The sequence below is a fragment of the Robiginitalea sp. genome (assembly GCF_982776155.1).
The window spans coordinates 16,869-34,413 of the sequence record NZ_CEXZKX010000005.1 but is presented as its reverse complement, the minus strand read 5'-3'; the positions used below and the strand labels follow the sequence as shown (position 1 = coordinate 34,413).

General features: G+C 56.0%; 13 protein-coding genes. 11 read left to right on the top strand and 2 right to left on the bottom strand.

The window, feature by feature from the left end:
• Window positions 1–19: 19 nt before the first annotated feature.
• Window positions 20–343, bottom strand: coding sequence for a hypothetical protein (locus AC3DKS_RS09725; RefSeq protein ID WP_272607016.1), 324 nt, complete (start codon window positions 341–343; stop codon window positions 20–22).
• A 171-nt stretch (window positions 344–514) separates the two neighbouring features.
• Here AC3DKS_RS09725 and ileS point away from each other — a divergent pair, with 171 nt between their 5' ends.
• The 4 genes from ileS (at window position 515) to AC3DKS_RS09705 (ending at window position 5,673) form a co-directional block, all read left to right on the top strand.
• On the top strand, window positions 515–3,919 hold the full coding sequence (ileS, locus tag AC3DKS_RS09720; protein WP_474732239.1) for an isoleucine--tRNA ligase: 3,405 nt from the start codon (window positions 515–517) through the stop codon (window positions 3,917–3,919).
• A 4-nt stretch (window positions 3,920–3,923) separates the two neighbouring features.
• Window positions 3,924–4,310: a TraR/DksA family transcriptional regulator gene (locus tag AC3DKS_RS09715; RefSeq protein ID WP_015753545.1), complete on the top strand. Its 387-nt coding sequence runs from the start codon at window positions 3,924–3,926 to the stop codon at window positions 4,308–4,310.
• Window positions 4,270–4,965, top strand: coding sequence for a hypothetical protein (locus AC3DKS_RS09710; protein WP_474732236.1), 696 nt, complete (start codon window positions 4,270–4,272; stop codon window positions 4,963–4,965). Before AC3DKS_RS09715 ends, AC3DKS_RS09710 begins: the two co-directional genes overlap by 41 nt.
• 66 nt (window positions 4,966–5,031) lie before the next feature.
• Window positions 5,032–5,673 carry a lipoprotein signal peptidase gene (locus AC3DKS_RS09705; protein ID WP_015753547.1) on the top strand — a complete coding sequence of 214 codons (642 nt, stop codon included), beginning with the start codon at window positions 5,032–5,034 and terminating at the stop codon, window positions 5,671–5,673.
• Window positions 5,674–5,762: 89 nt separating this feature from the next.
• Here the strand turns inward: AC3DKS_RS09705 and AC3DKS_RS09700 are convergent, their stop codons facing one another.
• The gene (locus tag AC3DKS_RS09700; protein WP_474732233.1) at window positions 5,763–6,323 is read right to left on the bottom strand and encodes a 5-formyltetrahydrofolate cyclo-ligase; all 561 of its coding nucleotides are present in this window, start codon (window positions 6,321–6,323) and stop codon (window positions 5,763–5,765) included.
• A gap of 514 nt (window positions 6,324–6,837) precedes the next feature.
• On the opposite strand from AC3DKS_RS09700, the gene uvrC reads away from it, so the two are divergent.
• From uvrC to pgi, 7 genes are all read left to right on the top strand, one after another.
• Window positions 6,838–8,628 (top strand): excinuclease ABC subunit UvrC, encoded by a 1,791-nt coding sequence (uvrC, locus tag AC3DKS_RS09695; RefSeq protein WP_474732230.1) that lies wholly within the window; start codon window positions 6,838–6,840, stop codon window positions 8,626–8,628.
• The gene (locus tag AC3DKS_RS09690) at window positions 8,625–10,904 is read left to right on the top strand and encodes a patatin-like phospholipase family protein (RefSeq protein WP_420592837.1); all 2,280 of its coding nucleotides are present in this window, start codon (window positions 8,625–8,627) and stop codon (window positions 10,902–10,904) included. Before uvrC ends, AC3DKS_RS09690 begins: the two co-directional genes overlap by 4 nt.
• Window positions 10,905–11,093: 189 nt before the next feature.
• Window positions 11,094–12,236, top strand: a complete 1,143-nt coding sequence (gene hppD / locus AC3DKS_RS09685; protein ID WP_015753552.1) for a 4-hydroxyphenylpyruvate dioxygenase — start codon at window positions 11,094–11,096, stop codon at window positions 12,234–12,236.
• Between the two features lie 481 nt (window positions 12,237–12,717).
• On the top strand, window positions 12,718–13,569 hold the full coding sequence (locus AC3DKS_RS09680; RefSeq protein WP_474732224.1) for a DUF3108 domain-containing protein: 852 nt from the start codon (window positions 12,718–12,720) through the stop codon (window positions 13,567–13,569).
• Window positions 13,570–13,578: 9 nt separating this feature from the next.
• On the top strand, window positions 13,579–14,544 hold the full coding sequence (locus tag AC3DKS_RS09675; RefSeq protein WP_015753555.1) for a tryptophan 2,3-dioxygenase family protein: 966 nt from the start codon (window positions 13,579–13,581) through the stop codon (window positions 14,542–14,544).
• A gap of 5 nt (window positions 14,545–14,549) precedes the next feature.
• The gene (locus AC3DKS_RS09670) at window positions 14,550–15,866 is read left to right on the top strand and encodes a peptidoglycan DD-metalloendopeptidase family protein (RefSeq protein ID WP_015753556.1); all 1,317 of its coding nucleotides are present in this window, start codon (window positions 14,550–14,552) and stop codon (window positions 15,864–15,866) included.
• Entirely contained in the window at window positions 15,847–17,484 is a 1,638-nt protein-coding gene (gene pgi, locus AC3DKS_RS09665; RefSeq protein WP_474732221.1) for a glucose-6-phosphate isomerase, read from the top strand. The genes AC3DKS_RS09670 and pgi overlap by 20 nt, the downstream gene beginning before the upstream one ends.
• Window positions 17,485–17,545: the final 61 nt, after the last annotated feature.

Sequence of the window (17,545 nt, the reverse complement as noted above, 5' to 3'; positions counted from 1 at the left end):
GGCTTCGGCCGACATACAATTAGTTGTCGTCCACCGCGTCTTCCAGTTCCTCGCCGGCTTTCCGGATGCCTTCGCCTACTTTTTGGGCGCCCTCCTTCATGCCTTCACCAACCTCCTCGGCGCCTTCTTTCAGCTCTTCGCCGGCTTTTTCCATGGTATCCATGGTGTTCTCCAGGCCTTCGCGGATTTCATCGCTGTTCTCCTTGAGGTTTTTGCCGGCTTCTTCCAGGGATTCACCCACGGACTCGGCAGCTTCCCCTGCCTTCTCGGGGGTGTCGCGGCAACCGGTCATCAGACCCCCGGCCAGGGCAACTATCGCAAATGGTATCAGTAACTTTTTCATGATTTTAGTGTTTATGGTTCCTGCTACTATATACGGTTCCGGGCCCGTATTTGGATGCGCTGTGGTTGCCCGGCCCCGGCCCGCATCCATTTTCAGCCGGTGCAGGAGCCGTCCTTACGGCTAAATTCACTAATTTTGCGCACTTTAACCGCACGATACAGCGCTCCGGATATGAAGAAGTTCAACGAGCACAAACAACTGGACCTGCCCCGGGAAGCCGCGGAAATCCGCCGCTTCTGGAAGCAACACGACATCTTTGAAAAAAGCGTGTCCACCCGGGCCAATGGGAAACCGTTTATTTTCTACGAGGGCCCCCCTTCCGCCAACGGGATGCCGGGAATCCACCATGTGATGGCGCGGACCATCAAGGATATCTTCCCGCGGTATAAAACCATGAAGGGTTTCCAGGTAAAGCGGAAGGCCGGCTGGGATACGCACGGCCTCCCGGTGGAACTGGGCGTGGAGAAGGAGCTGGGCATCACCAAGGAGGATATCGGCACCAAAATCTCCGTTGAGGCATATAACGAAGCCTGTAAAAAGGCCGTGATGCGGTATACGGATGTCTGGAATAACCTGACCGAGCAGCTCGGCTACTGGGTGGACATGGAAGATCCCTATGTCACCTACAAGTCCAAATACATGGAAACCGTATGGTGGCTGCTAAAGCAAATCTACGATAAGGGGCTGATCTACAAAGGCTACACCATCCAGCCGTATTCCCCCAAGGCCGGAACGGGCCTGAGTTCGCACGAACTGAACCAGCCGGGGACCTACCAGGATGTGACGGATACCACGGTGACGGCACAGTTCCTGACGGTACCCGAAACCCTGCCGGATTTCCTTAAGGAAGCGGGGAAACCGGTTTATCTGCTGGCCTGGACCACTACCCCGTGGACGTTGCCTTCGAATACGGCCCTCACCGTGGGCGCCGATATCGATTACGTCCTGGTGGACACGTACAACCAGTACACCTTTGAGCCGACGCGGGTGGTGTTGGCAGAAGCCCTGGTAAGCAAGCAGTTTGGACCGAAATTCGAGGCGCAGGAGGCCGGGGAAGACCTGCCCGCTTACGACGGCAGCTCAAAAAAAGTCCCGTACAGGGTGTTGAAGTCGTTCAAGGGGAAGGAGCTGTTGGGAATCCGTTACGAGCAATTGCTCGACTACGCCCAGCCCTATCAGAACCCGGAAGATGCTTTCCGGGTGATCAGCGGGGACTTTGTCACTACCGAGGACGGAACGGGGATCGTCCATACGGCCCCGACTTTTGGGGCAGACGACATGCAGGTGGCCCGCGAAGCGAATCCGCCCATTCCCCCGATGCTCGTGTTGGACGAGCAGGGGAACCCGGTGCCGCTTGTGGACCTACAGGGGCGGTTCCGCCCGGAGATGGGGGACCTTGCCGGGAAATACGTAAAAAACGAATACTACGACGACGGGGAGGCCCCGGACCGCTCTGTGGACGTGGAAATCGCCATCCGCCTGAAGGAGGAGAACAAGGCCTTCAAGGTGGAAAAATACACGCACAGCTACCCGAATTGCTGGCGTACGGACAAGCCGATACTCTATTACCCGCTGGACTCCTGGTTTATCCGGATCACCGAGGTTCGCGACCGGATGTACGAACTGAACCAGGAAATCAACTGGAAACCCCGGGCCACCGGGGAAGGCCGGTTTGGCAACTGGCTGGCATCCGCCAACGACTGGAACCTGTCCCGCTCCCGGTACTGGGGGATTCCGCTGCCCATCTGGCGGACGGAAGACGGGAAAGAGCAGCGCATCATCGGCTCGGCGGCCGAGCTGAAGGAAGCGATCGGGGAGGCTGTGGCAGCCGGTATTATGGAGGCCGACCCCTTCCCGGATTTTACCCCCGGGGACTTGTCCGAGGAGAATTACGAACACATCGACCTGCACAAGAACAAGGTAGATCCGATTGTGCTGGTGTCCTCCTCCGGGAAACCCATGCGGCGCGAAGCGGACCTGATCGACGTGTGGTTCGACAGCGGCTCCATGCCCTATGCCCAGTGGCATTACCCGTTTGAGAACGCCGACCTGATCGACCAGGGGGCCTGCTTCCCGGCGGACTTTATCGCCGAGGGCGTAGACCAGACCCGCGGCTGGTTTTACACGCTCCACGCTATCGGCACGCTCGTATTCGATTCCATCGCTTATCGGAACGTGCTGTCCAACGGCCTGGTCCTGGACAAAGAAGGCAAGAAAATGTCCAAACGCCTCGGCAATGCCGTAGACCCGTTCCAAACCATGGACGACCACGGGCCGGATGCGACCCGTTGGTACATGATTGCCAATGCGAACCCCTGGGACAACCTGAAATTCGACATGGACGGCATCCTGGAGGTAAAACGCAAGTTTTTCGGGACGCTCTACAACACGTATTCCTTCTTTGCGCTCTATGCAAACATCGACCGGTTTACCTACGGGGAACCCGAGGTGCCCTACGTGGAACGCCCGGAAATCGACCGCTGGATCCTCTCGGAACTCAACTCGCTTATCCTGAAGGTTGACGAGGCTTACTCCCAGTACGAACCCACCCGGGCAGCCCGGGCCATTTCGGACTTTGTCCAGGAAAACCTCAGTAACTGGTACGTTCGCCTCTGCCGGCGCAGGTTCTGGAAGGGGGAATACGGCCCGGATAAGATTTCCGCCTACCAGACCCTGTATACCTGCCTGGAAACTGTCGCGGCCCTGATGGCCCCCATTGCCCCGTTCTACTCGGACCGGCTCTACCAGGACCTTACCGGGGGAACCTCCCGGGAGGCGGCGGAAAGCGTCCACCTGGCCCGATTCCCCGAGGCGGATACCGGCCTGATCGACAAGGCCCTGGAAGACCGGATGGAGAAGGCCCAGACCATTTCCTCCCTGGTGCTTTCTATCCGGCAGAAGGAGAAGATCAAGGTGCGGCAACCGCTTCAGAAAGTGATGATCCCCGTGTTGGATCAGGCGCAGCGCCAGGCCATCGAGGCCGTATCCGACCTGATCCGGTCCGAGGTAAATGTCAAGGAAGTAGAATTGCTGGACGACGCCTCGGGAATCCTGGTGAAACGGATCAAACCGAACTTTAAAACCCTGGGCCCCCGGTTCGGCAAGGACATGAAAGCCATCGCCGGGGCGGTATCCCGTCTCGGGCAGGAGGATATCCAGAAAATTGAACGGGAAGGCGAAATTGTGCTTGAACTGGAAAATAAAAACATTATATTACAGTTACAAGATGTTGAGATCAGTTCCCAGGATATCGAAGGCTGGCTTGTGGCCTCCTCGGGCCCGATTACGGTGGCCCTCGATATCACCATCGACGAACAACTCCGGAAGGAAGGTATTGCGAGGGAGCTGGTCAACCGGATCCAGAACCTCCGGAAAGAGTCCGGCTTTGAGGTGACGGACCGGATTGACATAAAAATTTTAAAAGACGAAACCGTTGAGAATGCCGTAAGGAGCAACCTGCAGTACATCAAATCCGAGACCCTCACTGCCCACCTGCAGTTCGAGGAACAGCTGGATGAGGGTACGGCGATTGCCTTTGATGAAATCAACACGAAATTGCACATCCAAAAACACTGAGATTATGGCACAAGAAGATATCAAAGTTCGCTACTCGGATAAGGACCTGGAGGAATTCCGCGTGCTCATTGAGCAAAAGATCGAAAAGGCCAAGAGCCACCTGGAGCTCCTCAGGAGTTCCTATATGAATGACGGCAACAACGGGACGGACGATACGTCGCCCACCTTCAAGGCGTTTGAGGAAGGGTCGGAAACCATGAGCAAGGAAGCCAACACCCAGCTAGCCATCCGGCAGGAGAAATTTATCCGGGACCTGAAAAACGCCCTGTTGCGCATCGAGAACAAGACCTATGGCATTTGCCGGGTTACGGGCAAGCTCATCAATAAGGAACGGCTAAAACTCGTACCCCATGCCACGCTCAGTATCGAAGCGAAGAACATGCAGAAATAACCGCAAACGCCCTCTGGGGCGTTTTTTTGGCTACCTGCTCCTGGTTTTGATCCTGCTGGGGGGAGCCGGGATGCCGGGTGCCCTGGCACAGAAACGCGTAATTAAAACGCTCCTGGAACCGGAAATCCGGGACATCGCAATAGACGGCAGCCAGTGTTTTGCCATCTCCCTGGAAACCGCCCGCACCGACCGGGTCACCGTGGAGGCGAGCATGGAGGGGGAGTACCAGAGCGAGGTAGTTGTCCAGACGGAAAATGCCGGGAGCACGCTGATGATCCGGACGGGTTTCACCCCCGGTTTTGACTACCCCAACGACAAACTCGGCGCCCATAAGGTGCTCTCCGTACGCCTCCGGGTGGTCCTGCCCGAAGGACAGCGGGTACGGCTTTCCGCCGGCAGGTGCCAGGTGGAGGCCTCCGGCAGGTACGAATTGCTCGACGTGCATATCGAGTCGGGGGGGTGCCGTATGGACCACCGGGCCACGACTACCCGGGTACTGACGGTCTCGGCCCCGATCACTGCCCGGATCGACGAAGGAGAAGTCTCAGCGGAATCCCGCCACGGCAGGGTCCGCATGGACACGATCCCCGATGGCATCCCGAGCTATGACTTAAAGAGCCACCTCGGGGATATCCGGGTGCATGCCGGCGGGTAAACCTTCCTGCCAAATTCCCCGGGGTTTCCATTTAATCCCTATTTTTGCCCCTATCAATTAGGCAGGATGCACCTGAAAAAATCCCTCTTCCTGGTCGCGGCGGTCCTGATCGTCGATCAGATCAGCAAAATCTACGTAAAAACCCATTTCCACCTGGAAGAATCCGTGGAGGTGTTTTCGTGGTTCAAAATTTACTTCATCGAAAACGAGGGAGCCGCCTGGGGGACCAAACTCAGTGACATATTCCCCGTTTCCGAACGGAAAGCCAAACTCTTCCTGACACTATTCCGCTTACTGGCCATCGCGGGAATTGGCTACTGGTTGTGGGACCTCCTGAAGAAGCAGGCCAACCGGACCCTGGTCCTGGCCGTCAGCCTTATTTTCGCCGGGGCCGTGGGCAATATCATCGATTCGGTTTTCTACGGGGTGCTCTTCGACCACAGCTACGGGCAGGTGGCCACCTTTCTGGCAGAGGATAACTACGACAGCCTGTTCTACGGCAAGGTGGTGGACATGCTTTATTTCCCGATCATCGACAGCCGGTGGCCCGAATGGGTCCCCTGGCTGGGCGGCGATTCCTTCCGCTTTTTTGCCCCTGTGTTCAATATCGCCGATACAGCCATCAGCACCGGTGTCGGCATCCTGCTTGTCTTCAACAAAAAAGCGTTTTCCCCTGCCGGGGATGCTACGGCCCGGGAGGTGCAATAAGGCGGGGGGTTAAGAGGAAGCGTATGAAACGGCAGGAATCGATCTAATCGTAAGAAAGCCGAGATTCGAACCTGCTTCAGCCCGCGCAATCAGAATTCATAAATAGTTTCCGGGGTAACGGCATAGTGCATCTGCAGGTCGCCGTCGTGCAGGTCTTCGATGGCAGGTACCGGGCCAAAGAACGACAAGCCGATCCGCAGGGCATCTTCCCGGCAATGCTGCAGGAAACGGTCGTAGTATCCCCCGCCGTAACCCACCCGATGCCCGCCGGCGTCAAATGCGAGCAGGGGGATAAAAACCACGTCCAGGGACTCCGGAGGAACTTCTTCCGCGCCTTCGGGTTCCGGAATCCCCCAGGGGCTCGTTATAAAGCGGGTTTCCGGGGTGGTCAGGTAGTGCTTGAGTTCCCCCTTGCCGACAACCCGGGGGATGACGATCTCCTTGCCCCGTTTCCGGAGTTCCGCTTGCAGGTAAGTCGTGTCGATTTCCTTTTTCGACCGGATCGGCAGGAAGAGGTGAAACCGGGTTTTCCCGGAGACAGGCAAATGAAAAACCCGCTCAGCAATTGCCTTGCTGGCGGCTTGATAGGTAGTGTCTGCTAGATTTTGCCGGAGTTGCAAAAAGTTCAATCGAAGCTCATTTTTCAACATCGCCCGTCGATTAAACGCCTGTTGTGGGGTGGGGGAGCATTTAATACAACTAGTCCTTAGCGGAAACCGCAAGGTAGATCTTGAAAAACAGCATCAATATGAGGTACATCCCCAGCGTAACGAGGTAATTATCCATATAAATGCCCGATTTTGACGCTTTAAAAATAAGTAAAAAAATCATCAGGGAAACTTTAAACGGTAATAATTTATCGATGAAATGCACAATTTTGTCATTATTTTAACTTTTATGTGTGTAAAACAACACTTTTAAGGCCGTGCGCCATTCAATTCTCTGATCCTGAAGCCATACCGGCTGTTTATCCTGAATATATTCATGCCCTGTGCAAACTCCATGCAGACCTTCCCATGCCCCTGCCCGGGAATGCGGGGCCGGAATTTCCGCCAGCCCGATTCCAGGCCCCGGTATCCCGGCGAAACCTAAGGAGCTGTGAATTGGCCGAACCGTATCCATCTAAAATTGCCGGAAGCGTATCTTTGTAAGGAAAGCCGAGCAATGAGCCAAACCCCGCTGGAAATCCAATTGAAAACGCTGCCCGAAAGCCCGGGGGTGTATCAATTCTATGACGCAAACCAGCGAATGCTCTACGTCGGGAAAGCCAAGAACCTGAAGAAACGGGTCGGCTCCTACTTTACCAAGAAGCACGACAGCGGGAAGACCCGGGTACTCGTGAAAAAAATCCGTTCGATCCGGCATATCGTTGTGCCCACCGAATCGGATGCGCTGCTGCTCGAAAACAACCTGATCAAGGAACACCAGCCCCGGTACAACGTGCTCCTCCGGGATGATAAGTCCTATCCCTGGCTCTGTATCAAAAACGAACGCTTCCCCAGGATTTTCCCAACGCGGAACCGGATCGAAGACGGGTCTGAATATTTCGGGCCGTATACTTCCATGAAAACGGTGCGGGCACTCCTGGAGCTCATCCGGAGCGTCTACCCCCTGCGCACCTGCAACTACGACCTGGCCGCGGAGAAGATCCGGGACGGAAAATACAAGGTATGCCTGGAATACCACCTGGGGAATTGCCTGGGACCCTGCGAAGGGTTGCAGGACGAGGCCTCCTACATGCGGCAGGTAGACGATATCCGGCAGATTATCCGGGGGAATTTCGGTTCGTCCCTTCAGTATTTCCGGCGCAGGATGAAGCAGCTGGCCGGGGAGACGCGGTTTGAAGAGGCCCAGCAGATCAAGGAGAAGGTGGAAATCCTGGAGAATTACCAGTCAAAGTCCACGGTGGTCCACCCCAAGATCACGGATGTCGATGTGTTTTCGATTGTGTCGGACCCCACCCATGCCTATGTGAACTACATGCAAATCGCCCACGGCCTGGTGGTCCGATCCCACACCATCGAGATAAAGAAAAAGCTCGAGGAGTCCGACGAGGACCTGCTGGCCCTTGCAATCGTCACACTCCGGGAGCGCTTCGGTTCGGATTCCGGGGAAGTCTACCTGCCCTTTGAAGTGCCGGTGGCCGGCCCGGTGCGGATTACGGTGCCCAGCCGGGGCGACAAGCGCAAGATCGTGGAGCTATCCCTGCGCAACGCGAAGTTCTTCCGGCAGGAACGCTTTAAGCAGATCCGGATTACGGACCCGGACCGGCACGTGAACCGGCTGATGGAACAGATGAAGAAGGACCTGCGCCTATCGGAGGAGCCCCGGCATATTGAGTGTTTCGACAACTCGAATATCCAGGGGAGCAATCCCGTGGCGGCCTGCGTGGTGTTCCGGGACGGAAAGCCCTCGAAAAAGGAATACCGGCACTTCAATATCCGGACCGTGGAGGGACCGGACGATTTCGCATCGATGACTGAAGTGGTCCATCGCCGGTACCGGCGGATGCTCGACCAGGGGGACACCCTGCCGCAACTCATCGTGGTCGACGGGGGAAAGGGCCAGCTGTCCGCCGCGCTGAAGAGCCTCGACGTACTCGGGTTGCGGGGGACCATTGCCATCATCGGGATCGCCAAACGGCTCGAGGAGATCTATTTCCCGAAGGATCCGATCCCGCTCTATCTGGACAAAAAATCGGAAACCCTCCGCGTTATCCAGCAACTGCGCAACGAGGCGCACCGGTTCGGGATCACCCACCACCGCAAGAAGCGCAGTAAGGCGGCCATCAGCTCGGCCCTTGAACAGATTGACGGGGTGGGCGAAAAAACGGCCCGGCAGCTCCTGAGAAAATTCAAATCCGTAAAGCGGATACGGGCGGCTTCCGAGGCGGAACTCGCAGCCGAAGTAGGGCCTTCAAAAGCCCGGAAAATCTATGAAAGTTTGCGCGAATGAAGTACCTTCACACCATGCGCCCTCTGCCTATTATCTGCCTCTTACTGCTGGGTTTGGTCACCGGATACGCCCAGGAAAATACTCTGGATGGAGACCTGAAGGTCGGGTTGGTCCTCAGCGGGGGCGGGGCCAAGGGGCTCGCCCATATCGGGGCGCTGCGGATGATCGAGGAGGCGGGTGTCCGGATTGACTATATCGGCGGTACGAGCATGGGGGCGATTGTCGGGGCGCTATATGCCTCCGGGTACTCGGCCCGGGAACTGGACTCCCTTTTCACAAATACGGATTTTACCAACCTCATCCAGGACAACCTGCCGCGAAGCGCCAAATCCTTTTACGAAAAAGAGGATACGGAGCGGTACGCCCTCACCCTGCCATTCACGGGCTTTAAAGTGTCTTTTCCTCCGGCGATTTCGGGGGGTCAGAACATCTACAACGAATTGGTGCAGGCGCTCTATCACGTAAAGGACGTGGAGGATTTCAGCCGCCTGCCGATCCCCTTCTTTTGCATCGCCACCGACGTGGAAACCGGGGAGGAAATCCTGCTGGACAGCGGTTACCTGCCGGAAGCGATCATGGCCAGCGGCACCTTTCCCTCCCTCTTTGAACCTACGGAGGTAGACGGGCGGATCTTAATCGATGGGGGCGTGCTCAACAACTACCCGGTGGACGAGGTCCGGGAACGTGGGGCCCAGGTGGTAATCGGGGTGGATGTGCAACACGGGCTCCGCGACCGGGAGGCGCTTTTGTCGGCCACGGAGATCCTCCTGCAAATCAACAATTACCGGACGGTCGGGAACATGGAGGAAAAAAGGGCGCGCACGGACATCTACATCAAGCCGGATATCCAGTCGTATTCCGTAATCGATTTCGGCCTGCGCGACACGATCATCGCCTCCGGGGTAAAAGCCGCCAAGAAACAATTCGACGAACTCCGCCGGGTGGCGGCCCGCCAAACCCGGAAACCCAGTCGCCGCCCGAACCTGCCTGTTGCGGATTCCATCGTCATCAACCGCCTGCTCATTACGGGGAACAACAACTACACCAGGGGATACGTCAAGGGAAAACTCCGCTTTGACCTGGCCGAGCCCATCCCCTTTGAGAAACTGCAACAGGGGATCAGCAACCTTTCCGCCACCGGAAACTTCAAGACGATCCGCTACAAACTGGTGTCCAACGGCCTGGGCCAGGACCTGATCCTGCAGTTGCAGGAAAACCCGACCAAGACCTTTATCCGTATCGGGGCGCACTACGACGACCTCTACCAGAGCGCTGCCCTGATCAACCTGACCCGGAAGAGCTTCCTGTTGGATGATGACGTGGGTTCCCTGGACGTGATCCTGGGAGACAACATCCGGTACAACGCCGAGTACTACGTGGACAAGGGCACCTACTGGAGCTTCGGGCTGAACTCCCGCTTTAACGGGTTCGACCAGGAGATCAACTACGACCTGATCCGCAGCAACTTTGACGTGCCGGACGACGAGAACATCAACAACATCAACCTGGAGGTGGTCGACCTGACCAACCAGTTGTACCTGCAAACGGTGCTGCGGGAGGAATTTGCCTTTAGCCTGGGGTTGGAGCACAAGCTTTTAAAATATTCCACGGAGACCCTGAACCGGGTTCAGGAGCCCGGGGAGAACCCCCCGGCGCCTCGCGGCGGGCGGGTTTATTTTGAAAACAGCAATTATTTCAGCACCTACGGCAAACTGACCCTGGACACCTACGACGACCGGTATTTCCCCACACGCGGCCTGTACTTTGACGGGGATTTCCACTTCTATATCCTCTCTTCGGACTTTACGGGCAATTTCAAGGAGTTTTCCATCGCCAAGGCCCGGATGGGAACGGCCTTTCCGCTGGCGGGGAACCTGAGCCTGAACCTGGAGACCGAAGGCGGCTTTAAACTGGGGACCTCCAATGTTTCTACCTTCGATTTTGTCCTCGGGGGATACGGGAGCAGCCTGATCAACAATTTCACACCCTTTCTGGGCTATGACTTTCTGAGCCTGCCGGGCAACAGCTACGTGAAGGCCTATGCACGCGCCGACTGGGAATTCACACAGAAAAACCACCTGCTGTTTGCCGCCAACTACTCGAACGTAGCCGACGACCTCTTCCGCACGGGCGATTGGTTTACGGCACCGGATTATTCGGGTTACGGCCTCGGGTATGCCTGGGAATCTTTTTTCGGCCCGGTGCAGGTGCTTTATTCCTGGTCGCCGGAAGGCAAGGACAATTTGTTCTTTGTGAGCATCGGTTACTGGTTCTGAATCCGGTGGCCGGCCAGCCGTGCGGTTGAAACGCAGCGTCTTTTTTACGATATTTGCAAAAAGCACAAAATGAAGGGCAAACGGATCGATATCAGCTCCCACCTGCGGGCCATGTGGTGATGGAACTGCCTACCCTGCGATCCTGATGGGCCGCCCGGCCCGCAAGTGCTAATCTTATACCAAAATACCATGTCAACAAAAGATAATACTTCCCTGAATCTGCCGGTGGAAAATCCCGAGGCAGAGGATTTCCTGCCCCTGTTGGGTACGGACCACGTCGAACTCTATGTCGGGAATGCCAAACAGGCGGCCCATTACTATATGTCTGCCTGGGGATTCCAGCCGGAAGCCTATGCAGGCCTGGAAACCGGCCTCAAAGACCGGGTCTCCTACGTGCTCCGGCAGGACAAGATCCGGCTGGTGCTTACTTCGCCCCTGAAACCGGGTGGCGATATCAACCGGCATATCGAACGCCACGGGGATGGGGTCAAGGCCATTGCCCTGTGGGTGGACGATGCTCGCAAGAGCTTTGAGGAAACCGTCAAACGCGGGGCTGAACCCTATTTGGAGCCTGAAATCCGCGAAGATGACAACGGGAAAGTGACGCTTTCCGGTATCCATACCTACGGGGAGACCGTGCATATCTTTGTGGAGCGCTCGGGTTACGACGGCCCCTTCATGCCCGGATACCGGGCCTGGGAGCCGCATTACCGGGCGGAACCCACCGGCCTGAAATACATCGACCACATGGTGGGGAATGTCGGTTGGAACGAGATGAACAAGTGGTGTGAATTCTACGCCAAAGTGATGGGGTTTGCCCAGCTGATCTCCTTTGACGACAAAGATATTTCCACGGAGTACACCGCCCTGATGAGCAAGGTGATGAGCAACGGGAACGGCCGGATCAAATTCCCGATCAACGAGCCCGCCGAAGGCCGGAAGAAATCCCAGATCGAGGAGTACATCGAATTTTACAACGGGGCCGGGGTGCAGCATATGGCCCTGGCCACGGACAACATCATCAAGACGGTATCCGACCTGCGCGACCGGGGGGTGGAATTCCTCCGGGTCCCGGCCACCTACTACGAAGACGTACTGGACCGGGTGGGGGAGATCGACGAGAAACTGGAGCCGCTGCGAGACCTGGGCATCCTGATCGACCGGGATGAGGAGGGTTACCTGTTGCAGATCTTTACGAAGCCCATCCTGGACCGGCCAACGCTATTTATTGAAATCATCCAGCGCAAGGGCGCACGTTCCTTCGGGAAAGGCAACTTCAAGGCGCTTTTTGAGGCCATTGAACGCGAGCAGGAATCCCGGGGGACCCTGTAATTCGCCCTACGCCTGAAACCGGTTCCCGGAGCCGGGAAAATCAGGCGCCAGGCCCCTGATTTCTTAAAATTCGGGACGAAACTTATAAAGTATTGTTAAGTTCCGAGTTAAAGAGCGTTAAATATGTCGGCGGGGTCTGCTCCATATTGTATTTTTGGTGGCATAAGGGGTGGTTCCCTTATAAACTTTAAGTATTGGTTTTTCATAATTTAAAGTTTGGTTGGTTATTTAGGAAAAGCCCCGATCGCTCGATTGGGGCTTTTTTTATGCGTGCCTTTTTCGGCGCCAATGCAGCCCATTTTGGCGTGAGGCAGCCCTTCTTACGGCGGAAAGGCAGCGCTTCTTACGGCGGAAAGGCAGCACTTCCCGGGAATCCGGCTGGAAATTTCCCGCAATACTTTGGAACAAATCTTGTTTATATAAGTGTTATGTGGCGGAATGAACCGCCCATGGTATTGTATTTTTAATGAAATTTGCCCTGATGAAATCCCTGACTCTCATAGTCCTCCTGATATTCTTCTGTGCGGATGCCGGCAGGTCCCAGGCAGACGCGGCCGGGACGCAGACAGACGCGGGCACCTCCTATCTGGGCGATGTCCGGCCGGCACCTCTGGAGTACCCCGCCTTCAAGGCCGGGGAGTGGTTGAAATTCCGCATCCACTACGGTTTCCTCAACGCCAGTTACGCCACCCTGCACATCACTACCGACACCATTCGCGGCATCCCGGTCTACCACGTGGTGGGACGGGGCCGGACCACAGGTTTTGCCAGTATTTTCTTCAAGGTGGACGACACGTACGAAAGCTATTTCGGGCAAGAGGACGGCCGGCCCTACCGGTTTATCCGCAAGGTGGATGAAGGGGGGTATACCAAGGACATGGAGATCAACTTCGACTACCGCAAAGGCACCGCGCTCCTCCATGACAAGAAGAACGAAAAGAAGTTTAAGTTCGATATCGGCACCTCCATCCAGGACCTGATTTCGGCCTTTTATTACCTGAGGAACAACTACGATTCCAAAAGCCTGGTGGTGGGGGAGAGCATTGAGCTCAACATGCTTTACGACGACGACGGGATCTTCCCCTTCCGGTTGAAATTCCTCGGGCGGGAGACCGTGAAAACGAAATTCGGCAAGGTCCGCTGCCTGAAGTTCCGGCCTTATGTACAGTCCGGTCGTGTGTTTAAAGAACAGGAAAGCTTATCTTTGTGGGTGTCCGACGACCGGAACAAGATCCCGATCCGGATTGAAGCAGACCTGGCGGTGGGCTCAATCAAGGCGGACCTCGACGGGTACAATGCCCTGAGGAACCAGTTCCGGATCATTATGGATTAAGGCCCATCCATGGAGAACAAAGAGCGCACCGAATCCCAGATCCGGAAACTGGAAGCCAAGTACAGGGATTCCGGCCAGGACCTCTCCTCCTACCTCGACGGCCTGTTATACCAGCGGTACCTGACCTACTGGGACTACATCCACCTGGATACGCTGCTGAGCCTGCAGGTTCCCCGTACCCACTTCCCGGACGAGGAGATTTTCATCATGTACCACCAGATTACCGAGTTGTACTTTAAGCTCATCCTGCACGAAGAGCGGCAGATCGTGGACGACAAATCCCAGGATATCGGATTCTTCACCGAAAAGGTCAACCGGATTAACAATTATTACAAAGCGCTGATTTCCTCATTCAGCATCATGATTCGCGGGATGGAGCGGGAGCAGTTCCTCCGCTACCGGATGGCGCTGTTGCCGGCCAGCGGGTTTCAGTCTGCCCAGTACCGGATGATTGAATTGTATGCGACCCCCCTGGAGAACCTGGTACACCATTCCCAGCGGGAAGGCCTGGACCCGGATGCGGAGATCGAGGAGCTATACGAGAAAATTTACTGGAAAAAAGGGGCCACAGACAAGGATACCGGAGAGAAGACCCTGACCCTCAAACAATTCGAATACCGGTACACGCCGCGCTTTATCCGGATCGCCAACGAGGTGAAAGGGAATACCATTTATCATAAATACTTAAATTTGCCCACGGGGCTTCGGAATAATAAAGGGCTCACCCGTGCGTTACAACAAATGGACATCAACGCAAACGTTAACTGGCCGTTGATGCACATGGGGTCCGCTTACCGGTACCTAAATAAGGAAAAGGAGACCATCGAGGCTACGGGGGGGACCAACTGGAAGACCTTTCTGCCTCCGAGTTTCCAGAAGATTGTCTTCTTTCCGGAAGCCCACGACGAGAAAACATTGGAAAACTGGGGTAAAGAGTGGGTGGAGCACCACCTGAACCCTGAAAAACAGACCTGAAACGTATGCGAATATTCTGGGGCATTCTGGGGCTGGCGCTGGTGCTGGCTTCCTGCAAGGACCGGCCGTCCGAAACGGCCTTACCCGAATCGAAACCTGAAGAGCCTTTGGTTGCCGAACTGGCCCCGAGGCTCGAATACGGTTTCGACCTCAGGGAATTCGAGGTGGTCCAGGATACGATCCGCCGCGGGGACAGCTTTGGGGAGCTGATGCTCGCCAACAAGGTGGATTATCCGAAAATCGCACAGATATCCGAGAAATACCGCGACACCTTCGACGTGCGGAAGATACGGGTCGGGAAGCCCTACATGATCCTTAAATCCAAAGACACCGCCCAGGCCGCCCAGGTTTTTATCTATCAGAACGACCGGGTCAATTACACCGTGGTGGATTTTCGGGACTCGGCGGTAGCCTATAAGGAAAAACGCCCGGTTTCCTTCAGGGAACGGGAAGTAGCCGGGGTAATCCCGGAAGGGGGTTCGCTGTCCCTGGTCATCGACCAGCTGGGGGTGGATTACCAGGTGACCCTGGACCTGTCGCAGGTCTATGCCTGGACGGTAGACTTTTCGAAACTGGATGCCGGGGATAAATTCCGGATCATCTTTGATGAAAAATATATACAGGACAGCCTCTATGCCGGGGCCGGGCCCATCAAGGCGGCGTATTTTGAGCACGGGGGGAAACCGCTATACGCCTTTGCCTACCACAATGATTCCCTGGACATAATGGAATACTACGACGACCAGGCCGAAAACCTGCGGCGGACCTTCCTGAGCATGCCCATCCGGTTTGGCAGGCTGTCGTCCCGGTATAACCTCAAGCGACGGATCCGGTATTACGGATACAAGGTACGGCCCCACCGGGGTACCGACTATGCGGCACCGATTGGCACGCCCATCCTGGCGACAGCTGACGGCGTCGTTACGGAATCCACCCGTCGGGGCGGGAACGGCAAATACGTGAAGATTCGCCACAACGGCACTTACAGCACGCAATACCTGCACATGAAGGCCCAGAATGTAAAGCGGGGCGATTATGTGCGACAGGGCGACGTGATTGGCTGGATCGGGATGACCGGGAATACGGGAGGCCCGCACGTTTGCTACCGCTTCTGGAAAAATGGCCGCCAGGTAGACCCCCTGCGGGAGGAACTGCCAAAAGCCGAACCGCTCGCTGAGGCCAGGCAGCCCGAATATTTCGATTATATCAACCCGCTGAAGGAACAGCTCGACTGTATCCCCCTGGAACTGCACGAGCCGGCTCCTGATTCCGATGAACTCCTAACTTTCAACCAACCCGAACATGCCCTTTCCGAAAATTAATCCGAGTACCACCCAGGCATGGAACCAGCTCAGAGCCCATTACGAGAGAACACACAACCGCCACATTAAAGAACTTTTTACCTCGGACCCGGAGCGCGCCTCCCGGATGAGCCTCCGGTGGAATGATTTTTTCGTGGATTACTCCAAGAACCGCGTTGATGACGAAACCCTGGAACTGCTGTTGTCCCTGGCCGAGGCTTGCGATCTGGAGAAGGCCATGGATGCCTATTTCGGCGGAGAGGCCATCAACCAGACCGAGGGCCGTGCTGTTTTGCATACGGCCCTGAGGAACGGATCGGATTCCGGCCTGGAAATTGACGGGGAACCGGTGGAAAAGGAAGTCGGCAGGGTAAGGGAACACATGCGGGCTTTCTGTGAGGCCGTGATTAGCGGGGACAAAAAAGGATATACCGGAAAACCTTTTACCGACGTGGTAAACGTCGGGATTGGCGGGTCGGATTTGGGCCCGGTGATGGTAACCGAGGCCCTGCAGTTTTACAGCAACCACCTCCGCACGCATTTTGTGAGCAATGTAGACGGGGACCACGTACACGAAACGCTCCGGAAGCTCAATCCGGAAACCACCCTGTTTGTCATCGTCTCCAAGAGCTTTACCACCCAGGAGACCCTCAGCAATGCCCTGACGATAAAGAAATGGTTCCTGGAGTACGCCACGCAGGCCGACATTGCCAAACACTTTGCCGCCGTATCGACCAACACCGCAAAAATTGAGGAATTCGGCATCGCGGATGCGAACGTCTTTCCCATGTGGGACTGGGTGGGCGGCCGGTTTTCGCTCTGGAGCGCCGTGGGGTTGTCCATAGCGCTTTCCATAGGCTTTGACCAGTTTGAAGCCCTGCTTTCCGGGGCCCGGTCGATGGACCGGCATTTCCGGGAAGCGCCCTGGAAGGAGAATATCCCGGTGATCCTGGGCCTGCTGAGTATCTGGTACAACAATTTCCACGGGGCGGAAACCGAAGCGGTGATCCCCTATTCGCAGTACCTCCACCGGCTGCCTGCCTACCTGCAGCAGGGGATTATGGAAAGCAACGGCAAAAGCGTGGACCGCAACGGCGTACCCGTGGCCTACCAAACCGGGACAATTATCTGGGGGGAGCCGGGCACCAATTCCCAACACGCCTTTTTCCAGCTCATCCACCAGGGCACCAAGCTCATCCCGGCCGATTTTATCGGTTTCCGGCATTCCCTCCACGGAGACAGGGAGCACCATCTGAAACTGATGGCTAATTTCTTTGCACAGACCGAGGCGCTGATGAACGGGAAGACCCCGGAAGCAGTGCGCGACGAACTCAGCGGTCAGGGCCTCGGTGACGACGCCCTGGAAAACCTGCTGCCCTTTAAGGTGTTTGAAGGGAACAAGCCCACCAACACGATCCTGATAGACCGGCTGAGCCCGGAAAGCCTGGGCGCCCTGGTAGCGCTCTACGAGCACAAAATCTTTGTCCAGGGGGTTATCTGGAACATCTTCAGTTACGATCAGTGGGGGGTGGAGCTCGGCAAGCAGCTGGCCTCGACGATCCTCTCGGAACTCACCAGCGGGCAAGTTGGCAATCACGACACCTCCACATTGCAACTTTTGCAATATTTTAAGAGTTAACTTACCGAAGTCGCAACTGTTAACGGTATTGGATAACTTGTTGCGGATCAGCATAGTTTAG

Excerpts from the sequence above, each read along its gene's own strand:
- AC3DKS_RS09725 (WP_272607016.1), bottom strand. The coding sequence starts at position 343 with ATGAAAAAGTTACTGATACCATTTGCGATAGTTGCCCTGGCCGGGGGT.
- ileS (WP_474732239.1), top strand. The coding sequence starts at position 515 with ATGAAGAAGTTCAACGAGCACAAACAACTGGACCTGCCCCGGGAAGCC.
- AC3DKS_RS09715 (WP_015753545.1), top strand. The coding sequence starts at position 3,924 with ATGGCACAAGAAGATATCAAAGTTCGCTACTCGGATAAGGACCTGGAG.
- AC3DKS_RS09710 (WP_474732236.1), top strand. The coding sequence starts at position 4,270 with ATGCCACGCTCAGTATCGAAGCGAAGAACATGCAGAAATAACCGCAAA.
- AC3DKS_RS09705 (WP_015753547.1), top strand. The coding sequence starts at position 5,032 with ATGCACCTGAAAAAATCCCTCTTCCTGGTCGCGGCGGTCCTGATCGTC.
- AC3DKS_RS09700 (WP_474732233.1), bottom strand. The coding sequence starts at position 6,323 with ATGTTGAAAAATGAGCTTCGATTGAACTTTTTGCAACTCCGGCAAAAT.
- uvrC (WP_474732230.1), top strand. The coding sequence starts at position 6,838 with ATGAGCCAAACCCCGCTGGAAATCCAATTGAAAACGCTGCCCGAAAGC.
- AC3DKS_RS09690 (WP_420592837.1), top strand. The coding sequence starts at position 8,625 with ATGAAGTACCTTCACACCATGCGCCCTCTGCCTATTATCTGCCTCTTA.
- hppD (WP_015753552.1), top strand. The coding sequence starts at position 11,094 with ATGTCAACAAAAGATAATACTTCCCTGAATCTGCCGGTGGAAAATCCC.
- AC3DKS_RS09680 (WP_474732224.1), top strand. The coding sequence starts at position 12,718 with ATGAAATCCCTGACTCTCATAGTCCTCCTGATATTCTTCTGTGCGGAT.
- AC3DKS_RS09675 (WP_015753555.1), top strand. The coding sequence starts at position 13,579 with ATGGAGAACAAAGAGCGCACCGAATCCCAGATCCGGAAACTGGAAGCC.
- AC3DKS_RS09670 (WP_015753556.1), top strand. The coding sequence starts at position 14,550 with ATGCGAATATTCTGGGGCATTCTGGGGCTGGCGCTGGTGCTGGCTTCC.
- pgi (WP_474732221.1), top strand. The coding sequence starts at position 15,847 with ATGCCCTTTCCGAAAATTAATCCGAGTACCACCCAGGCATGGAACCAG.